Annotated in this window: 17 protein-coding genes; 11 read left to right on the top strand and 6 right to left on the bottom strand. The window is 60.1% G+C overall.

Annotation, left to right across the window (positions count from 1 at the left end):
- Positions 1-12: 12 nt before the first annotated feature.
- From frr to rpsB, 4 genes are all read right to left on the bottom strand, one after another.
- On the bottom strand, positions 13-570 hold the full coding sequence (gene frr / locus F8N80_RS13310) for a ribosome recycling factor (protein ID WP_150745596.1): 558 nt from the start codon (positions 568-570) through the stop codon (positions 13-15).
- Positions 567-1310: a UMP kinase gene (gene pyrH, locus F8N80_RS13305; RefSeq protein ID WP_003172271.1), complete on the bottom strand. Its 744-nt coding sequence runs from the start codon at positions 1308-1310 to the stop codon at positions 567-569. The genes frr and pyrH overlap by 4 nt, the downstream gene beginning before the upstream one ends.
- Positions 1311-1521: 211 nt before the next feature.
- Complete coding sequence (gene tsf, locus F8N80_RS13300; protein ID WP_150784008.1) at positions 1522-2385, bottom strand: translation elongation factor Ts; 864 nt, start codon at positions 2383-2385, stop codon at positions 1522-1524.
- Between the two features lie 190 nt (positions 2386-2575).
- Entirely contained in the window at positions 2576-3313 is a 738-nt protein-coding gene (rpsB, locus tag F8N80_RS13295; RefSeq protein WP_007907989.1) for a 30S ribosomal protein S2, read from the bottom strand.
- 374 nt (positions 3314-3687) lie between these two features.
- Here rpsB and map point away from each other — a divergent pair, with 374 nt between their 5' ends.
- From map to F8N80_RS13260, 7 genes are all read left to right on the top strand, one after another.
- Positions 3688-4470 carry a type I methionyl aminopeptidase gene (gene map / locus F8N80_RS13290; protein WP_150745594.1) on the top strand — a complete coding sequence of 261 codons (783 nt, stop codon included), beginning with the start codon at positions 3688-3690 and terminating at the stop codon, positions 4468-4470.
- Positions 4471-4533: 63 nt separating this feature from the next.
- Positions 4534-7236, top strand: coding sequence for a [protein-PII] uridylyltransferase (locus tag F8N80_RS13285; RefSeq protein ID WP_150745593.1), 2703 nt, complete (start codon positions 4534-4536; stop codon positions 7234-7236).
- A gap of 212 nt (positions 7237-7448) precedes the next feature.
- Positions 7449-8645, top strand: a complete 1197-nt coding sequence (dapC, locus tag F8N80_RS13280; RefSeq protein WP_150784007.1) for a succinyldiaminopimelate transaminase — start codon at positions 7449-7451, stop codon at positions 8643-8645.
- 195 nt (positions 8646-8840) lie between these two features.
- Entirely contained in the window at positions 8841-9203 is a 363-nt protein-coding gene (locus tag F8N80_RS13275) for an ArsC family reductase (RefSeq protein WP_224790676.1), read from the top strand.
- Positions 9204-9236: 33 nt separating this feature from the next.
- Positions 9237-10271, top strand: coding sequence for a 2,3,4,5-tetrahydropyridine-2,6-dicarboxylate N-succinyltransferase (gene dapD, locus F8N80_RS13270; protein ID WP_150745590.1), 1035 nt, complete (start codon positions 9237-9239; stop codon positions 10269-10271).
- A gap of 126 nt (positions 10272-10397) precedes the next feature.
- A complete protein-coding gene (locus tag F8N80_RS13265; protein ID WP_150784006.1) occupies positions 10398-11603 on the top strand; it encodes an aminotransferase class V-fold PLP-dependent enzyme in 1206 nt (401 codons plus the stop codon).
- A complete protein-coding gene (locus tag F8N80_RS13260) occupies positions 11600-12004 on the top strand; it encodes a SufE family protein (RefSeq protein ID WP_150784005.1) in 405 nt (134 codons plus the stop codon). The genes F8N80_RS13265 and F8N80_RS13260 overlap by 4 nt, the downstream gene beginning before the upstream one ends.
- A gap of 117 nt (positions 12005-12121) precedes the next feature.
- Here F8N80_RS13260 and tcdA read toward each other — a convergent pair whose 3' ends face one another.
- Positions 12122-12934, bottom strand: a complete 813-nt coding sequence (gene tcdA, locus F8N80_RS13255) for a tRNA cyclic N6-threonylcarbamoyladenosine(37) synthase TcdA (RefSeq protein ID WP_191632918.1) — start codon at positions 12932-12934, stop codon at positions 12122-12124.
- Positions 12935-13211: 277 nt separating this feature from the next.
- Here tcdA and F8N80_RS13250 point away from each other — a divergent pair, with 277 nt between their 5' ends.
- The 4 genes from F8N80_RS13250 (at position 13212) to F8N80_RS13235 (ending at position 18445) form a co-directional block, all read left to right on the top strand.
- Entirely contained in the window at positions 13212-15803 is a 2592-nt protein-coding gene (locus F8N80_RS13250; protein WP_150745586.1) for a glycosyltransferase, read from the top strand.
- A gap of 219 nt (positions 15804-16022) precedes the next feature.
- A complete protein-coding gene (gene dapE / locus F8N80_RS13245; protein WP_150745585.1) occupies positions 16023-17174 on the top strand; it encodes a succinyl-diaminopimelate desuccinylase in 1152 nt (383 codons plus the stop codon).
- A complete protein-coding gene (locus tag F8N80_RS13240) occupies positions 17174-17983 on the top strand; it encodes a putative RNA methyltransferase (RefSeq protein ID WP_150784003.1) in 810 nt (269 codons plus the stop codon). The genes dapE and F8N80_RS13240 overlap by 1 nt, the downstream gene beginning before the upstream one ends.
- Before the next feature lie 84 nt (positions 17984-18067).
- Positions 18068-18445: a hypothetical protein gene (locus tag F8N80_RS13235; protein ID WP_150745583.1), complete on the top strand. Its 378-nt coding sequence runs from the start codon at positions 18068-18070 to the stop codon at positions 18443-18445.
- A gap of 118 nt (positions 18446-18563) precedes the next feature.
- Here F8N80_RS13235 and F8N80_RS13230 read toward each other — a convergent pair.
- On the bottom strand, positions 18564-18681 hold a 118-nt coding region (locus tag F8N80_RS13230; protein WP_191632917.1), incomplete at its 5' end, for a cold-shock protein.

The following is an 18681-nucleotide window of genomic DNA, read 5'->3' as shown; positions in this document are numbered from 1 at the left end:
ACAACGCGACCCTTAGACGGCCATCAGGTCTTTTTCTTTCTGCGCCAAATTCGCGTCGATTTCAGCCACGTACTTTTTGGTCAGATCATCAATTTCGCCAGTGGCGCGACGTTCTTCGTCTTCACTGATTTCCTTTTCCTTGACCAGGTCCTTGAGCTGGCTGTTCGCATCACGGCGGATGTTGCGCACCGCAACACGGGCATCTTCAGCGACATCGCGAGCCTGTTTGGTGAAGCCCTTGCGGGTTTCTTCGGTCAGGGCCGGCATGGGGATCAGCAGCAACTCACCCAGGTTGGTCGGGTTGAGGTTCAGACCCGCGCTACCGATGGCTTTGTCGACGGCACCGAGCATGTTGCGCTCGAAGGCCACGACTTGCAGGGTACGGGCGTCCTTGACGGTGATGTTCGCCACTTGCTTGATCGGGGTGTCGGAACCGTAATACGGCACCATCACGCCTTCGAGAATGCTCGGATGCGCCTGGCCCGTACGAATACGGCCGAAGTTGTGCATCAGCGACTCGACGGATTTCTGCATACGCTCTTTAGCGTCTTTCTTGATTTCGTTGATCATTGTTGGCCTTCCTCGATCAGGGTCCCTTCAGCGCCGCCGTGCACGATGTTCAGCAGGGCGCCGGGCTTGTTCATGTTAAATACGCGCAACGGCATCTTATGGTCGCGGCACAGGCAAATGGCGGTCAGGTCCATCACGCCCAGCTTGCGATCCAGCACTTCATCGTAAGTCAGATGATCGAACTTCTCGGCATGCGGGTCTTTGAATGGGTCGGCAGTGTAAACGCCATCGACCTTGGTCGCCTTGAGCACTACATCGGCATCGATTTCGATTGCACGCAGGCAGGCTGCCGAATCGGTAGTGAAGAACGGGTTACCGGTACCCGCCGCGAAAATCACAACCTCCTTGGCGTTCAGGTGGCGCATGGCCTTGCGGCGATCGTAGTGATCGGTCACACCGACCATGGAGATGGCCGACATCACGATGGCCGAGATATTGGCCCGCTCCAGCGCATCACGCATGGCCAGGGCGTTCATCACAGTGGCCAGCATGCCCATGTGGTCGCCAGTGACCCGATCCATGCCAGCCGCACTCAGTGCCGCACCGCGGAACAGGTTGCCACCACCGATCACCAGACCGACCTGCACACCGATGCCCACCAGCTGGCCGACTTCCAGCGCCATGCGATCCAGAACTTTCGGATCGATCCCGAACTCTTCCGAGCCCATCAAGGCTTCGCCGCTAAGCTTGAGTAGAATGCGTTTATAGCGAGCCTGATAACCACTGCCCTGCTGAGCCATTGCGAATCTCTCCTGCGGCGTATTTTAAAAATTCTTTGCGAGCTGTTTACAGCTGGCTGTTCACTCTAGCCTGGCGCTGCTTCAGCGCCATCGGAACATGGCTTTGTAAGCCAGTTCCAAAGGGAAACCAATAAAAATTTGGTACCCCATCTGAAAAGAGGCTGCGCGCGTGAGCGGGCAGCCTCTTCTGGGCGACAGTTGAAAAACCGTCTTATTGCTTGGCGGCAGCCAGCTGGGCAGCAACTTCTTCAGCGAAGTTGTCGACCGGCTTCTCGATGCCTTCGCCTACTTTGAAGTAGGTGAAAGAAACGATTTCAGCACCGGCTTTCTTGGCCAGGTCGCCGACCTTGATTTCAGGGTTCTTGACGAACGCCTGCTCAACCAGGCTCGCTTCAGCCAGGAACTTGCTGATGCGGCCTTTGACCATGTTTTCAACGATGTTTTCCGGCTTGCCGGCGATCTTGTCAGCGTTGAGGGTCAGGAATACGCCCTTCTCACGCTCGACCGCTTCAGCGGAAACTTCCGATGGCAGCAGGAATTCAGGGTTGGTCGCCGCTACGTGCATAGCGATGTCCTTGGCCAATTCAACAGTGCCGCCCTTCAGGACAACCGCAACACCGATCTTGTTGCCGTGCAGGTAACCACCAACAACATCACCTTCAACGCGAGCCAGGCGACGGATGTTGACGTTTTCGCCAACCTTGCCGACCAGAACCAGGCGATCGGCTTCTTGAGCTTCGATCAGCGGAGCGACGTCAGTCAGCTTGTCAGCGAACGCTTTTTCAACGCTTGCAGCAACAAATGCCTTGAAGTCGTCCTGCAGAGCCAGGAAGTCGGTCTGCGAGTTCACTTCCAGCAGAACGGCGGATTTACCGTCTTCCTTGAGAGCGATAGCGCCTTCAGCAGCCACGTTGCCTGCTTTCTTGGCAGCCTTGATAGCGCCGGAAGCACGCATGTCATCAATGGCTTTTTCGATGTCGCCGCCGGCCTTGGTCAAGGCCTTTTTGCAATCCATCATGCCTTCGCCGGTACGCTCGCGCAGTTCTTTGACCAACGCTGCAGTAATCTCTGCCATTTCAAAATCCTCTTGGATAGGTTTTCAACCATTCCACCCGATCGAACGGGCGATCAATTCTTCCCGAACCACCGTTGTAAGCCGCTGCACGTTACAGCTCTGCAAGTGCGGGGCCGACAAACGGTTTTCGAGGTGGCAAAAAGGGGGCCAAGCCCCCTTTTTGCTTACTGAGTCAACGCCAGGGCGTCAATTACTCAGCTGCAGCTGCCGGAGCTTCTTCAACGAACTGCTCGGTACCGCCAGCAACGTGGTTGCGACCACGGATGACTGCGTCAGCCATCGAACCCATGTACAGCTGGATAGCGCGGATTGCGTCATCGTTGCCTGGGATGATGTAGTCAACGCCTTCCGGGCTGCTGTTGGTATCGACTACGCCGATAACCGGGATGCCCAGCTTGTTGGCTTCGGTGATCGCGATGCGCTCGTGATCAACGTCGATAACGAACAGAGCGTCTGGCAGGCCGCCCATGTCCTTGATACCACCCAGGGAACGATCGAGCTTTTCCAGGTCGCGAGTGCGCATCAGCGCCTCTTTCTTGGTCAGCTTGGCGAAAGTACCGTCTTCGGCTTGCACTTCAAGGTCACGCAGACGCTTGATGGAAGCACGGATGGTCTTGAAGTTGGTCAGCATGCCACCCAACCAGCGGTGATCGACGTACGGCGAACCGCAACGTGCTGCTTCTTCAGCAACGATCTTGCCAGCGGAACGCTTGGTGCCGACGAACAGGATCTTGTTTTTGCCCTGGGCCAGACGTTCTACGAAAGTCAGAGCTTCGTTGAACATTGGCAGGGTTTTTTCAAGGTTGATAATGTGGATCTTGTTGCGCGCGCCGAAAATGTACTTGCCCATTTTCGGGTTCCAGTAACGGGTCTGGTGACCGAAGTGCACACCGGCCTTCAGCATATCGCGCATATTGACTTGGGACATGATAGTTCCTTGATAAGTCGGGTTTGGCCTCCACGTATCCCAATGACCAACCAGCGGCAAAAGCCGAAGGCACCCAGGTCATCGTGTCGACACGTGTGTGGATTTAGGCTTTTCAGGGGATCCCCGGAAAGCGGCGCATTTTATACCACAAGGTGGGGGGAAACGGAACCCGGATTATGAAATCCAGGCCAGGGCTTTTATTTCGCGCCCTGGAATTCGCCAGCAATGCACCCTTCTATAGAGAGAAGCGACGCACAGAGGCTCAGATTTGCCCTGATCGTCTGATAGAATCGGGTTTTTCAGGGCCGCGACAGATCGATCGCGCAGCGCCCATTTCGTTTTAGCAAGCGCCATCGAGCGCAGAGAGAGCCTGTATGACCGTCACCCTCAAAACCCCGGAGGACATCGCAAAAATGCGTGTCGCCGGCAAACTGGCCGCCGATGTGCTGGAAATGATTGCCGAACATGTCAAACCGGGCATCACCACCGAAGAACTCGACCGCATCTGCCACGACTACATCGTCAACGAGCAGAAGGCCATCCCTGCCCCGCTGAATTACAAGGGCTACCCGAAGTCGATCTGCACCTCGATCAACCACGTGGTCTGCCACGGCATCCCGAACGAGAAGCCGTTGAAGGATGGCGACACCCTGAACATCGACGTGACCGTGATCAAGGACGGCTACCACGGTGACACCAGCCGCATGTTCCACGTCGGCACCGTGCCGGTCTGGGCCGAACGCCTGTCGCAAGTGACCCAGGAATGCATGTACAAAGCCATCGAAATCGTCAAACCCGGCTGCCGCCTGGGCGACATCGGTGAAATCATCCAGAAACACGCCGAAAAGAACGGTTTCTCGGTGGTTCGTGAGTTCTGCGGCCACGGCATCGGCAAGGTCTTCCATGAAGAACCGCAGATCCTGCACTACGGCCGTGCCGGCACCGGCATGGAACTCAAGGCCGGCATGACCTTCACCATCGAGCCGATGATCAACCAGGGCAAGGCCGACACCAAGGTGCTGGGCGACGGCTGGACCGCGATCACCAAGGACCGCAAGCTCTCGGCACAGTGGGAACATACCCTGGTGGTGACCGACACCGGCTACGAGATTTTCACCTTGCGCGCCGATGACACCATCCCGCGCGTTTCGGCCTGATCCGACAAGCGCAGCTCTCTGCCTTATAGAAGCTCTCAGCCTTATAGAAAGGAAAGCCAATCGATGCCGCAGGTGGATCCAGAACTCTTCGACCGAGGCCAGTTCCAGGCGGAACTGGCCCTGAAGGCAAGCCCGATCGCGGCCTTCAAGAAGGCGATCCGCCAGGCCCGCGAGGTGCTGGACGGGCGCTTTCGCGCTGGCCGGGAGATTCGCCGGCTGATCGAGGATCGCGCCTGGTTCGTCGATAACATCCTGCAAAAGGCCTGGGAGCAGTTCGACTGGAGTGAAGACGCCGACATCGCGCTGGTCGCGGTCGGCGGCTACGGTCGCGGCGAGTTGCACCCCTACTCCGACATCGACCTGCTGATCCTGCTGGACAGCGCCGATCATGAAATTTTCCGTGATTCCATCGAGCGTTTTCTGACCCTGCTGTGGGACATTGGCCTGGAAGTCGGCCAGAGCGTGCGCTCGGTGGACGAATGCGCCGTCGAGGCCCGCGCCGACCTGACGGTCGTCACCAACCTGATGGAAAGCCGCACCATCTGCGGCCCCGAGCGACTGCGTCAGCGCATGCTGGATGTCACCAGCACTGCACACATGTGGCCGAGCAAGGATTTCTTCCTGGCCAAACGCGCCGAGCAAAAGGCCCGTCACCACAAATACAACGACACCGAATACAACCTGGAACCCAACGTCAAAGGCTCGCCCGGTGGCCTGCGCGATATTCAGACCATTCTGTGGGTGGCCCGTCGCGAGTACGGCACCCTGAACCTGCGGGCGCTGGCCGGGGAAGGTTTCCTGGTCGAGAGCGAAAATGCCCTGCTGGCCTCCTCCCAGGAATTCCTGTGGAAGGTTCGTTACGCGTTGCACATGCTCGCCGGCCGCTCCGAAGACCGCTTGCTCTTCGATCACCAGCGCACCATTGCCGGGCTGCTGGGTTTCAAAGGCGATGACGCCAAGCAAGCCATTGAAAACTTCATGCAACAGTATTATCGGGTGGTCATGAGCATTGCCCAGCTCAGCGACCTGATCATCCAGCACTTCGAGGAAGTCATCCTCGCACCGCAAGACCAGGCGCCGTCGCAACCGATCAACTCGCGATTCCAGCTGCACGACGGTTATATCGAGGCGCGCAACGACAATGTGTTTCGCCGTACACCCTTCGCCATGCTCGAAATCTTCGTGTTGATGGCGCAGCAACCGGAGATCAAGGGCGTACGCGCCGACACCATTCGCCTGCTGCGCGAACACCGGCATCTGATCGACGACGACTTTCGCAACGACATTCGCAACACCAGCCTGTTCATCGAACTGTTCAAGTGCAAGATCGGCATCCATCGCAACCTGCGCCGGATGAACCGCTACGGCATCCTCGGCCGTTATCTGCCGGAGTTCGGCTTCATTGTCGGGCAGATGCAACACGACCTGTTTCACATCTATACGGTCGACGCCCACACCCTGAACCTGATCAAACACCTGCGTAAGTTGCAGTACACCCAGGTGTCGGAAAAATTCCCGCTGGCCAGCAAGCTCATGGGCAAGCTGCCCAAGCCGGAGCTGATCTACCTGGCCGGCCTGTACCACGACATCGGCAAGGGCCGACATGGTGATCACTCGGAGATCGGCGCGGTGGATGCCGAAGCCTTTTGCCAGCGCCACCAGTTGCCGGTGTGGGACAGCCGCCTGATCGTCTGGCTGGTGCAGAACCATTTGCTGATGTCGACCACTGCCCAGCGCAAGGACTTGTCCGACCCGCAGGTGATCCACGATTTCGCGCAGACCGTCGGCGACGAAACCCACCTCGATTATCTGTACGTACTGACCGTCGCCGACATCAACGCCACCAACCCGACGCTATGGAACTCCTGGCGCGCCAGCCTGTTGCGCCAGCTCTACACCGAGACCAAGCGGGCCTTGCGCCGTGGCCTGGAAAACCCGGTAGACCGTGAAGAACAGATCCGCCAGACCCAGAGCGCCGCCCTGGACATCCTGGTGCGCGGCGGCACCGATCCGGACGACGTCGAGCAACTCTGGTCGCAACTGGGCGACGACTACTTCCTGCGTCACACCGCCGGCGATGTGGCCTGGCACAGTGATGCGATCCTCCAGCAGCCGGCCGACGGCGGGCCACTGGTGCTGATCAAGGAAACCACCCAGCGCGAGTTCGAGGGCGGCACGCAAATCTTCATCTACGCACCGGACCAGCACGACTTCTTCGCCGTGACCGTGGCCGCGATGGACCAGCTCAACCTGAACATCCACGACGCCCGGGTCATCACCTCCAGCAGCCAGTTCACCCTCGACACCTACATCGTGCTCGATACCGACGGCGATTCGATCGGTGATAATCCGTTGCGGGTCAAGCAAATCCGCGATGGCCTGACCGAAGCCCTGCGCAACCCGGACGACTACCCGACCATCATTCAGCGTCGGGTGCCGCGCCAGCTCAAGCATTTCGCGTTTGCGCCCCAGGTGACGATTCACAACGACGCCCAGCGTCCGGTCACCGTACTGGAGCTCAGCGCCCCGGATCGCCCGGGTTTGCTGGCGCGGATCGGCACGATTTTCCTGGAGTTCGACCTGTCGCTGCAGAACGCCAAGATCGCCACCCTCGGCGAGCGCGTGGAAGACGTGTTCTTCATCACCGATGCGAACAACCAGCCGCTGTCCGACCCCTTGCTGTGCAGCCGCTTGCAGGATGCGATCGTCGAACAGCTGACGGTCAATCAGGAATCCGAAATAAAGCTGTCGCGAATCAGTATCTGATTTGAATTAACAAACTTCCCCTGTGGAAATGGGCAACCCCAAGAATGCTCAGTTAAGCGAAATCCCATGTGGGAGCGAGCTTGCTCGCGATAGCGCTGGATCAGCACACATTGATGTTGAATGTTCCGCCGCCATCGCGAGCAAGCTCGCTCCCACAGGTTTCGTGTCTTGAGTGATATTTGAGCGCGCTCCCCACATTGAACGAGGCCCCCATGAACAACGCTCTGACCCAGTTGCAGCCCTACCCGTTCGAGAAGCTCCGCGCCTTGCTCGGTGCCGTCACGCCCAATCCGGATAAACGCGCCATCGCCTTGTCCATCGGCGAACCGAAGCACCGTTCCCCAAGCTTCGTCGCCGAAGCCCTGGCGAGCAACCTGGATCAAATGGCCGTCTACCCGACCACCTTGGGCATCCCCGCCCTGCGTGAGGCCATCGCCGCCTGGTGCGAGCGCCGCTTCGGCGTCCCGAACGGCTGGCTCGACCCGGCGCGCAACGTGCTGCCGGTCAACGGCACCCGTGAAGCGCTGTTTGCCTTTACCCAGACCGTGGTCAACCGTGGCGACGACGCCTTGGTCGTCAGCCCGAACCCCTTCTATCAGATCTACGAAGGCGCGGCGTTCCTCGCCGGAGCCAAGCCGCACTACCTGCCGTGCCTGGATGAAAACGGCTTCAACCCGGATTTCGATGCGGTTTCACCGGACATCTGGAAACGCTGCCAGATCCTGTTCCTGTGCTCGCCGGGCAACCCGACCGGCGCCTTGATCCCGGTTGAAACCCTGAAAAAACTGATCGCCCTGGCCGACGAACACGACTTCGTCATCGCCGCGGACGAGTGCTACAGCGAACTGTACTTCGACGAACAAACCCCGCCGGCCGGCCTGCTCAGCGCCTGCGTGGAACTGGGCCGCAAGGACTTCAAGCGCTGCGTGGTCTTCCACAGCCTGTCCAAGCGTTCCAACCTGCCGGGCCTGCGTTCGGGCTTCGTCGCCGGTGACGCCGATATTCTCAAGGGCTTCCTGCTGTATCGCACCTACCACGGCTGCGCAATGCCGGTTCAGACCCAACTGGCCAGCGTCGCCGCCTGGAATGATGAAGTGCATGTGCGCGCCAACCGTGAGCTGTATCGCGAGAAATACGATGCGGTGCTGGAAATTCTCAGTCCGGTGATGGATGTGCAGCGCCCGGACGGCGGTTTCTACCTGTGGCCGAATGTGGCTGGCGATGACGAAGCGTTTTGTCGCGATCTGTTTGTCGAAGAACACGTGACCGTGGTGCCGGGTTCTTACCTGTCCCGGGACGTCGAGGGGACCAATCCGGGGGCCGGGCGTGTGCGCATGGCGCTGGTTGCGCCGCTGGCCGAATGCGTAGAAGCGGCAGAGCGCATTCGCGCCTTTATCCAGCGCCGGTAGGCGCGAGGCTTGCCCGAATGCGGTGTGTCATCTTAGACCCCTTCCCTGTAGGAGCGAGGCTTGCCCGCGAAAGCGGTGTGACAGGTTAGACGCCTTCGCCGCACCGCTCGCTCAGGTGGGTTTTGGGTTTTAACTCAAGGGTCATGGCATAATCCTTCACCTTTTATTTCCAGCACCTGCAAAGGGGGCAATTCCTTGACCGTTTCAAGTAAAACGTTGCACCTTTTCGGCATCAAAGCCTGCGACACCATGAAAAAGGCGCGCACCTGGCTCGATGAACACGCTGCCAGCTATGACTTTCATGATTACAAAACGGCCGGAATCGACCGTGAACACCTGACCCAATGGTGCGACGAGCACGGCTGGCAAGTGGTGTTGAACCGTGCAGGCACCACCTTTCGCAAGCTCGACGACGAACGCAAAGCCGATCTCGACCAGCGCAAAGCCATCGAACTGATGCTCGCACAACCCTCGATGATCAAGCGCCCGGTGCTCGATCTCGGTGACCGAACCCTGATTGGCTTCAAGCCAGATATCTACGCGGCAGCGCTCAAGTAAGGCAGCCCGTTCAATTTTGTTAGAGGTATTTACATGTCCACTACCCTGTTCAGCCTGGCCTTTGGTGTCGGCACTCAAAACCGTCAAGGCGCATGGCTGGAAGTGTTTTACGCGCAGCCACTGCTCAACCCGTCGGCCGAACTGGTCGCCGCCGTCGCGCCAATCCTGGGTTACACCGAAGGCAACCAGGCCATCGCCTTCACCCTCGCCCAGGCTTCGCAACTGGCCGACGCGCTCAAGGGCGTCGACGCGGTCCAGGCCGCCCTGCTCACCCGTCTGGCCGAAAGCCACAAGCCGCTGGTGGCAACCTTGCTGGCCGAAGACGCGCAACTGTCTTCCACGCCTGAGGCTTATCTCAAACTGCACCTGCTGTCCCATCGCCTGGTCAAGCCGCACGGTTTGAACCTCACCGGGATTTTCCCGTTGCTGCCGAACGTGGCATGGACCAGCCAGGGCGCCATCGACCTTGCCGAACTGGCCGAGCGTCAACTGGAAGCCCGCCTGCGTGGCGAGCTGCTGGAAGTGTTCTCGGTGGACAAGTTCCCGAAAATGACCGACTACGTGGTTCCGGCCGGCGTGCGTATCGCTGATGCGGCACGTCTGCGCCTGGGCGCCTATGTCGGCGAAGGCACCACTGTGATGCACGAAGGTTTCGTCAACTTCAACGCCGGCACCGAAGGCCCGGGCATGATCGAAGGTCGTGTTTCCGCTGGCGTATTCGTCGGCAAGGGTTCTGACCTGGGCGGCGGTTGCTCGACCATGGGCACCCTGTCGGGCGGCGGTAACATCGTGATCAAGGTGGGCGAAGGCTGCCTGATCGGCGCCAACGCCGGTATCGGTATCCCGCTGGGCGACCGCAACACCGTTGAGTCGGGCCTGTACATCACCGCCGGTACCAAGGTGGCATTGCTGGACGAAAACAACGCGCTGGTGAAAGTCGTGAAAGCCCGTGAACTGGCCGGCCAATCGGACCTGCTGTTCCGCCGCAATTCGCAGACCGGTGCCGTGGAATGCAAAACCCACAAATCGGCCATCGAACTGAACGAAGCGCTGCACGCTCACAACTAAGCCGAGCTATTGGCAGACACGATCACCTGTAGGAGCGAAGCTTGCTCGCGAAGCTTTTGGCGCGGGCAAGCCTCGCTCCTACAGGATTCGGCGTACCCCCGCCCATGTTTATCAGGGCCGAGCACCATGATGATTCCCTCTCCCTGGCGCGCCGATTTTCCGGCCATCGCCGCATTGCAACGGCAAGACCAGACCTATCTGGACAACGCCGCCACCACGCAAAAACCCCAAGCCCTGCTGGATGCCCTGGCGCATTACTACGCCAACGGCGCGGCCAACGTGCATCGGGCGCAACACTTGCCCGGCGCCCATGCCACCCAGGCGTTCGAGGACAGCCGCCGCAAGGTCGCCCAATGGCTCAATGCCAGCGATTGCGGACAGATCATCTTTACCCACGGCGCGACTTCCGCGCTGAATCTCCTGGCCTATGGCCTGGAACACCTGTTCAATCCGGGCGATGAAATCGTCATCAGTGCCCTGGAGCATCACGCCAATCTGTTGCCGTGGCAGCAACTGGCCCACCGTCGCGACCTGAAGCTGGTGATCTTGCCGCTGGATGCCAGTGGTTTGATCGATCTTGATGCCGCTGCGCAGTTGATCAATCCACGAACCCGCCTGGTGGCAGTCAGTCAGCTGTCCAACGTGCTCGGCGCCTGGCAGCCGTTGCCCGCGTTGTTGGCGCTAGCCCAGGCACACGACGCATTGACCGTGGTCGATGGCGCTCAGGGCGTGGTTCACGGTCGGCATGACGTGCAGGCCCTGGGTTGCGACTTCTATGTATTTTCCAGCCATAAGCTCTATGGCCCCGAGGGCCTCGGCGTGCTGTTCGGGCGCGATAAAGCGCTAGAGCAACTGCGCCACTGGCAATTTGGCGGTGAAATGGTGATGGATGCCAATTATCACGACGCCCGCTTTCGTCCGGCGCCACTGGGTTTTGAAGCAGGTACGCCGCCGATTGCCGGCGTGATCGGCCTGGGGGCGACCCTCGATTACCTTGCCGGGCTTGATCAGGAAGCCGTGTCCGCCCACGAAACGGCGCTGCATGACTATCTGCTCAAGGGCCTTGAGGCGCGCACCGGCATCCGCCTGCTGGGCAAACCGCAGTTGGCCCTGGTCAGTTTTGTTGTCGAGGGTGTACATAACTCCGATCTGGCACATCTGCTGACCGAACAAGGGATCGCGGTACGCGCCGGCCATCATTGCGCCATGCCGCTGCTGAAAAGCTTCGAACTGGCCGGGGCGATTCGGGTGTCATTGGCGCTGTACAACGACTCCGAAGACCTGGAACGGTTCTTTGACGCGCTGGATCAGGCGCTGGAGATGTTGCGATGAGTTTGCCTGCCGATGCCGTCATTGCGCTCGAAACCTTTCAGACTGCCGCCGGCTGGGAACAACGCGCGCGGCTGCTGATGCAGTGGGGCGATCGTCTGCCCGCGTTGAGTGATGTGGACAAAATCGATGCCAACCGGGTGCACGGCTGTGAAAGTCAGGTCTGGTTGGTGGGCGCGTTGCAGGACGGCCACTGGCAGTTCGCCGCAAGCAGCGATGCGCGATTGATTCGCGGGTTGGTCGCGTTGTTGCTGGCTCGGGTCAACGGGTTGTCGGCGGCTGAGTTGCAACAGGTGGATTTGCCGGAGTGGTTCAGTCAGTTGGGTTTGTCACGGCAACTGTCTCCCTCGCGGAGCAATGGCCTCAATGCCGTGCTACAGCGGATGAATGAGTTGGCTGGTTAACCGCTTCGCGAGCAAGCCCGCTCCCACATTTTGATCTGAGGTGGACTTGGATTTTGTATCCGGCGCAGATCAAAATGTGGGAGCGGGCTTGCTCGCGAAGAGGCCATCCATAGCCCCCTAAATCTCAGGCTTTACGCGATCCGCCGGCCGCCGCACCCCAGCCACAATCTTATCCACAGCCTTGGTCGCCGCGACCATGCCGAACGTCGCCGTCACCATCATCACCGCGCCGAATCCCCCGGCGCAGTCGAGCTTCACCCCATCCCCGACAAAACTCTTCTGCAGGCAAATGCTGCCATCCGGTTTCGGGTAGCGCAGCTGTTCGGTGGAAAACACGCACGGCACGCTGTAATGGCGGGTCACGGTGCGTGAGAAGTTGTAATCGCGGCGCAGGGTCGAGCGTACTTTCGACGCCAGCGGATCGTTGAAAGTGCGATTCAGGTCGCACACCTGGATCAGCGTCGGGTCGATCTGCCCGCCTGCCCCGCCGGTGGTGATGATCTGGATCTTGCGCCGCTTGCACCAGGCGATCAGTGCAGCCTTGGCATTCACACTGTCGATGCAGTCGATCACGCAGTCGATGTCCGGCGTGATGTACTCGGCCATGGTCTCGCGGGTGACGAAATCCGCCACCTGGTGCACCGTGCAGTCCGGGTTGATCCCGCTCAGGCGTTCGGCCATCACCTCGACCTTGGGTTTGCCGACCGTACTGTCGAGCGCGTGCAACTGACGGTTGGCATTACTGACGCAGACGTCGTCCAGGTCGAACAGCGAAATCTCGCCCACGCCGCAACGCGCAACGGCTTCCGCCGCCCAGGAGCCGACGCCGCCGACACCGACGATCGCCACATGGGCCGCGCGCAAGCGCTCCAGGCCTTCGATGCCATACAACCGGGCGATGCCAGCAAACCGCGGATCTTCTGTACTCATGACCATTACCCCAAAAACCGGCGCGCATTATAGGGCCGAAGACGGCCAAGAGCATCCTTGGGCTATGAACGGTGTTTCGGTCACTCCAATCAGACTACGCAGTACAAAGAATTAACCTACAAAGGCCGACGAAAGAACTTAAGTCGAGTTGGATTGCCAAACGTAGGGCATTTCCCTGTCAGCTGTACGCTCAGGGAGCGCCCGGTGTAGGATGCGCGCCCCTTGGCTCCCGCCGACCGGTCCTTAGTTCCACAGCCTTTTGGAACCCGAAATAGCTATGTCATCGCGTAAATTTGGACTCAACCTGGTGGTGGTGCTTGCCATCGCTGCCTTGTTTACCGGCTTCTGGGCGCTGATCAATCGCCCGGTCACCGCCCCCAACTGGCCAGAACAGATCTCCGGCTTTTCGTACTCGCCATTCCAGCAAGGCCAGTACCCACAGAAAGAGCAATACCCGAGCGACGATGAAATGCGTCGCGATCTGGAGATCCTGAGCAAGCTGACGGACAACATCCGTACTTACTCGGTCGATGGCACCCTGGGAAACATTCCCAAACTGGCAGAAGAATTCGGCCTGCGGGTCACTCTCGGCATCTGGATCAGCCCGGATGAGGAGCGCAACGAGCGTGAGATCACGCGTGCGATCGAACTCGCCAACAGTTCGCGCAGTGTGGTTCGCGTGGTTGTAGGCAACGAGGCGATCTTCCGTAAGGAAATTACCGCCGCGGAACTCAGCATTATTCTCGATCGAGTCCGCGCGGCGGTGAAAGTGCCGGTGACCACCTCCGAGCAATGGCACGTCTGGGAAGAAAACCCCAGCCTGGCCAAGCACGTCGACCTGATCGCCGCGCACATCCTGCCGTACTGGGAACACGTGCCGATGGAGCAGTCAGGGCAGTTCGTCCTCGATCGCGCCCGGGACCTGAAAAAAATGTTCCCGAAAAAGCCGCTGCTACTGTCGGAGGTTGGCTGGCCGAGCAACGGTCGCATGCGCGGCGGCGCCGATGCGTCTCCGGCAGACCAGGCGATTTACCTGCGCACGCTGGTCAACAAACTCAATCGCCAGGGTTTCAACTACTTCGTGATCGAAGCGTTTGACCAACCGTGGAAGGCCAGTGACGAAGGCTCGGTGGGCGCTTACTGGGGCGTTTTCAACGCCGCACGGCAGCAGAAATTCAACTTTGAAGGACCGGTCGTCGCGATCCCGCAATGGCGGGTGCTGGCTGTCGGTTCGGTGGTGTTGGCCCTGCTGTCCCTGACCCTGTTGATGATCGACGGCTCGGCCCTGCGTCAACGCGGCCGTACCTTCCTGACCTTCATTGCGTTCCTCTGCGGTTCGGTGCTGGTGTGGATCGGTTATGACTACAGCCTGCAATACAGCACCTGGTTCAGCCTGACGGTGGGCTTCCTGCTCGCCCTCGGCGCCCTCGGGGTGTTTATCGTGCTGCTGACCGAAGCCCACGAACTGGCCGAAGCGGTCTGGACCCACAAGCGTCGGCGCGAATTCCTGCCGGTGGTGGGTGATTCGCACTACCGACCGAAAGTCTCGATTCACGTCCCTTGCTACAACGAGCCGCCGGAGATGGTCAAACAGACCCTCAACGCCCTGGCCAACCTCGATTATCCGGATTTCGAAGTCCTGATCATCGACAACAACACCAAGGACCCGGCGGTCTGGGAACCGGTGCGCGACTATTGCGAAACCCTCGGCCCGCGTTTCAAGTTCTTCCATGTCGCGCCGTTGGCCGGTTTCAAGGGTGGCGCGCTCAATTACCTGATTCCGCACACCGCCAAGGATGCCGAAGTGATTGCGGTGATCGACTCGGACTACTGCGTCGACCCGAATTGGCTCAAGCACATGGTGCCGCACTTCGCCGATCCGAAAATCGCCGTGGTGCAGTCGCCGCAGGATTACCGCGACCAGAACGAAAGCACCTTCAAGAAGCTCTGCTATGCGGAATACAAAGGCTTCTTCCACATCGGCATGGTCACTCGCAACGACCGTGACGCGATCATCCAGCACGGCACCATGACCATGACCCGGCGCTCGGTGCTCGAGGAGCTCGGTTGGGCCGACTGGTGCATCTGTGAAGACGCCGAGCTGGGCCTGCGTGTATTCGAAAAAGGCCTGTCGGCGGCGTATTACCACACCAGCTATGGCAAAGGCCTGATGCCCGATACCTTTATCGACTTCAAGAAACAGCGGTTCCGCTGGGCCTATGGCGCGATTCAGATCATCAAGCGCCACACCGCCAGCCTGTTGCGCGGCAAGGACACCGAACTGACCCGTGGCCAGCGTTACCACTTCCTCGCGGGCTGGTTGCCGTGGGTGGCGGACGGCATGAACATTTTCTTCACCGTCGGCGCACTGTTGTGGTCGGCAGCGATGATTATCGTGCCGCAACGGGTCGACCCGCCGTTGCTGATTTTCGCGATCCCGCCATTGGCGCTGTTTGTATTCAAGGTCGGCAAGATCATCTTCCTCTACCGTCGCGCGGTGGGGGTCAACCTCAAGGATGCCTTCTGCGCGGCACTGGCCGGACTGGCGTTGTCGCATACCATTGCCAAGGCGGTGTTGTACGGTTTCTTCACCAGCAGCATTCCATTCTTCCGCACACCGAAAAACGCCGATAATCACGGCTTCTGGGTGGCCATTTCCGAGGCGCGGGAAGAAGTGTTCATCATGCTGCTGTTGTGGGGTGCGGCGCTGGGGATTTACCTGGTGAACGGCATGCCAAGCAACGACATGCGCTTCTGGGTGACCATGTTGCTGGTGCAGTCGCTGCCATACCTGGCGGCGCTGATCATGGCGTTCCTGTCTTCGCTGCCGAAACCTTCGGTCGAAGCCGAGCCACTGCCAGCGGTCTAAATCGCTGCGGATGCACTAAACGGCGGCCAATGGCTGCCGTTTTGCTTTAAGATAACCGCCATTTTGCAGGCCTTGGCGGGACTCGGTTTAACGGCCGAACTCAATACCTGTGGGAGCGGGCTTGCTCGCGAAGGCGTCATCACTGACGCTAAAAGCTTCGCGAGCAAGCCCGCTCCCACATTAAGACCGCGCCCATATTCAAGTTTTCCGGAGTTTTCCATGACGGCCCACGCCGACCTTTCGCCGACCCTTCAACTCGCCATCGACCTGATCCGCCGTCCGTCCGTGACGCCGGTCGACGCCGATTGCCAGAAGCAGATGATGCAGCGCCTGGGCGATGCCGGGTTCAACCTCGAGCCCATGCGCATCGAAGATGTGGATAACTTCTGGGCGACCCACGGTAAACACGAGGGTCCGGTGCTTTGCTTCGCCGGCCACACCGACGTCGTCCCGACCGGCCCGGTCACCGCCTGGCAGATCGAACCGTTCAACGCGTTGATCGACGAACACGGCATGCTCTGCGGCCGTGGCGCGGCGGACATGAAAGGCAGCCTCGCCTCCATGACCGTGGCAGCCGAGCGCTTCGTCGCCGACTACCCGGACCACAAGGGCAAGGTCGCTTTCCTGATCACCAGCGACGAAGAAGGCCCGGCGCACCACGGCACCAAGGCAGTAGTTGAACGCCTCGCCGCCCGCAAGGAGCGTCTGGACTGGTGCATCGTCGGCGAACCGTCGAGCACCACGCTGGTCGGTGACGTTGTGAAAAACGGTCGTCGCGGCTCCCTCGGCGCCAAACTGACCGTGCGCGGCGTGCAGGGTCACGTGGCGTATCCACACCTGGCGAAGAACCCGATCCACCTCGCCGCACCGGCACTGGCCGAACTGGCCGCCGAGCACTGGGACCACGGCAACGATTTCTTCCCGCCGACCAGCTTCCAGATCTCCAACGTCAATTCCGGCACCGGCGCGACCAACGTGATCCCCGGTGACCTGGTGGCCGTGTTCAACTTCCGCTTCTCCACCGAGTCGACCGTCGAAGGCCTGCAAAAGCGCGTTGCCGACATCCTCGACAAGCATGGCCTGGACTGGCACATCGATTGGGCGCTGTCCGGTCTGCCATTCCTCACCGAGCCGGGTGCGTTGCTGGATGCCGTCGCGTCGAGCATCAAGGACATCACCGGTCGCGAAACCAAAGCCTCGACCAGTGGTGGCACGTCCGACGGACGTTTCATTGCGACCATGGGCACTCAAGTGGTTGAACTGGGCCCGGTCAACGCGACGATCCACCAGGTCAACGAGCGCGTGCTGGCCGCCGACCTCGACGTGCTGACCGAAATCTATTACCAGACCCTGATCAAGTTGCTCGCCTGATGCTGGCCTGCCCGATCTGCAGCGAACCGCTGAATGCGGTGGACAACGGCGTGGCCTGCCCCGCCGGGCATCGTTTCGACCGCGCGCGCCAGGGTTACCTGAACCTGTTGCCGGTGCAGCACAAGAACAGCCGCGACCCTGGGGATAACCTGGCGATGGTCGAAGCCCGCCGCGACTTCCTGAACGCCGGCCATTACGCGCCGGTGGCCAGGCGTCTGGCGCAACTGGCTGCCGGGTATGCGCCGCAGCGCTGGCTGGACATCGGCTGTGGCGAAGGGTACTACACCGCGCAAATCGCCGAGGCCCTGCCCAATGCCGATGGTTACGCGCTGGACATCTCCCGGGAAGCGGTCAAACGCGCCTGCAAGCGCAACCCGCAGCTGACCTGGTTGATCGCCAGTATGGCCCGGGTGCCGTTGGCCTCTGGCAGTTGCCAGTTTCTCGCCAGTGTCTTCAGCCCGCTGGACTGGGAGGAAGCCAAACGTCTGCTTAGCCCCGGCGGCGGTTTGATGAAGGTCGGGCCGACCAGCGGCCATCTGATGGAATTGCGCGAGCGGCTGTACGACGAAGTCCGTGAGTACACCGATAATAAGCATCTGGCCCTGGTGCCGGAAGGCATGACGCTGCAACACAGTGAAACACTGGAATTCCAACTGACGCTGGAAAGCGGTCAGGATCGCGCGAACCTGTTGGCCATGACGCCTCACGGCTGGCGCGCCAGTGCCGAACGCCGGGCAGCAGTCATCGAGCAGGCCGAGCCGTTCGAGGTCACCGTCTCGATGCGCTACGATTATTTCGTGCTGCAGTAACTTCTAACTTTTTTGGCCTTGAGCAAAGGCTTGAGGCCGGCTAAATCCGCGAATGGATTTTTCAGACCCGCAGTGAGGACATCCATGCGCCAACCCGATATCGAGATTTACCTCAAAGACGCCGACGTCGACTACAAGGCCATCGCGGCCTGGCTCGGCCAAGCGTTGGGACCGTGCACCGACTGGGTGCAGAAAGGCCAGACCTACAAGTGCAAGGCCGGCAGCGTGCCGGTGACCTGGCTGCCGAAAGCCGTGGGCAAATGGAACAGCCTGTACCTGGAAAGTGACCAGACCCCGTGGGAAGACGACATCGCCTGCGCCCGCGCCGCGTTTGCCGCGCTGAACGTAGAAGTGCGCTGCGCACCGGGTAGCTGGGTCGAGGAAGAAGGTGAAGAATCGGCGGATCGCTGGATGCGCATCAGCGCTGATGGTGAAGAAGAGATCACCTGGAAAACCGCGTAACCCGCAACACCGGAAACCTGTAGGAGCGAGGCTTGCCCGCGAAGCTCTTGGCGCCAGTGCGGACGCCTTCGCGGGCAAGCCTCGCTCCTACAGGGTTTTGGGTGGCCCGAGGAGCGAGTTACAGGCCGACGACGTCTTCAGCCAGCAAGCCCTTCTCGCCCGTCACCACCGCATATTCCACCTGCTGCCCCTCAGCCAGCGAGCGGTGCCCTTCCCCGCGGATCGCACGGTAGTGC

Origin of the sequence: Pseudomonas fluorescens (genome assembly GCF_902497995.1) — a bacterium.
Classification (GTDB): domain Bacteria; phylum Pseudomonadota; class Gammaproteobacteria; order Pseudomonadales; family Pseudomonadaceae; genus Aquipseudomonas; species Aquipseudomonas fluorescens_BK.
This window is presented reverse-complemented; position numbering and strand designations above follow the sequence as displayed.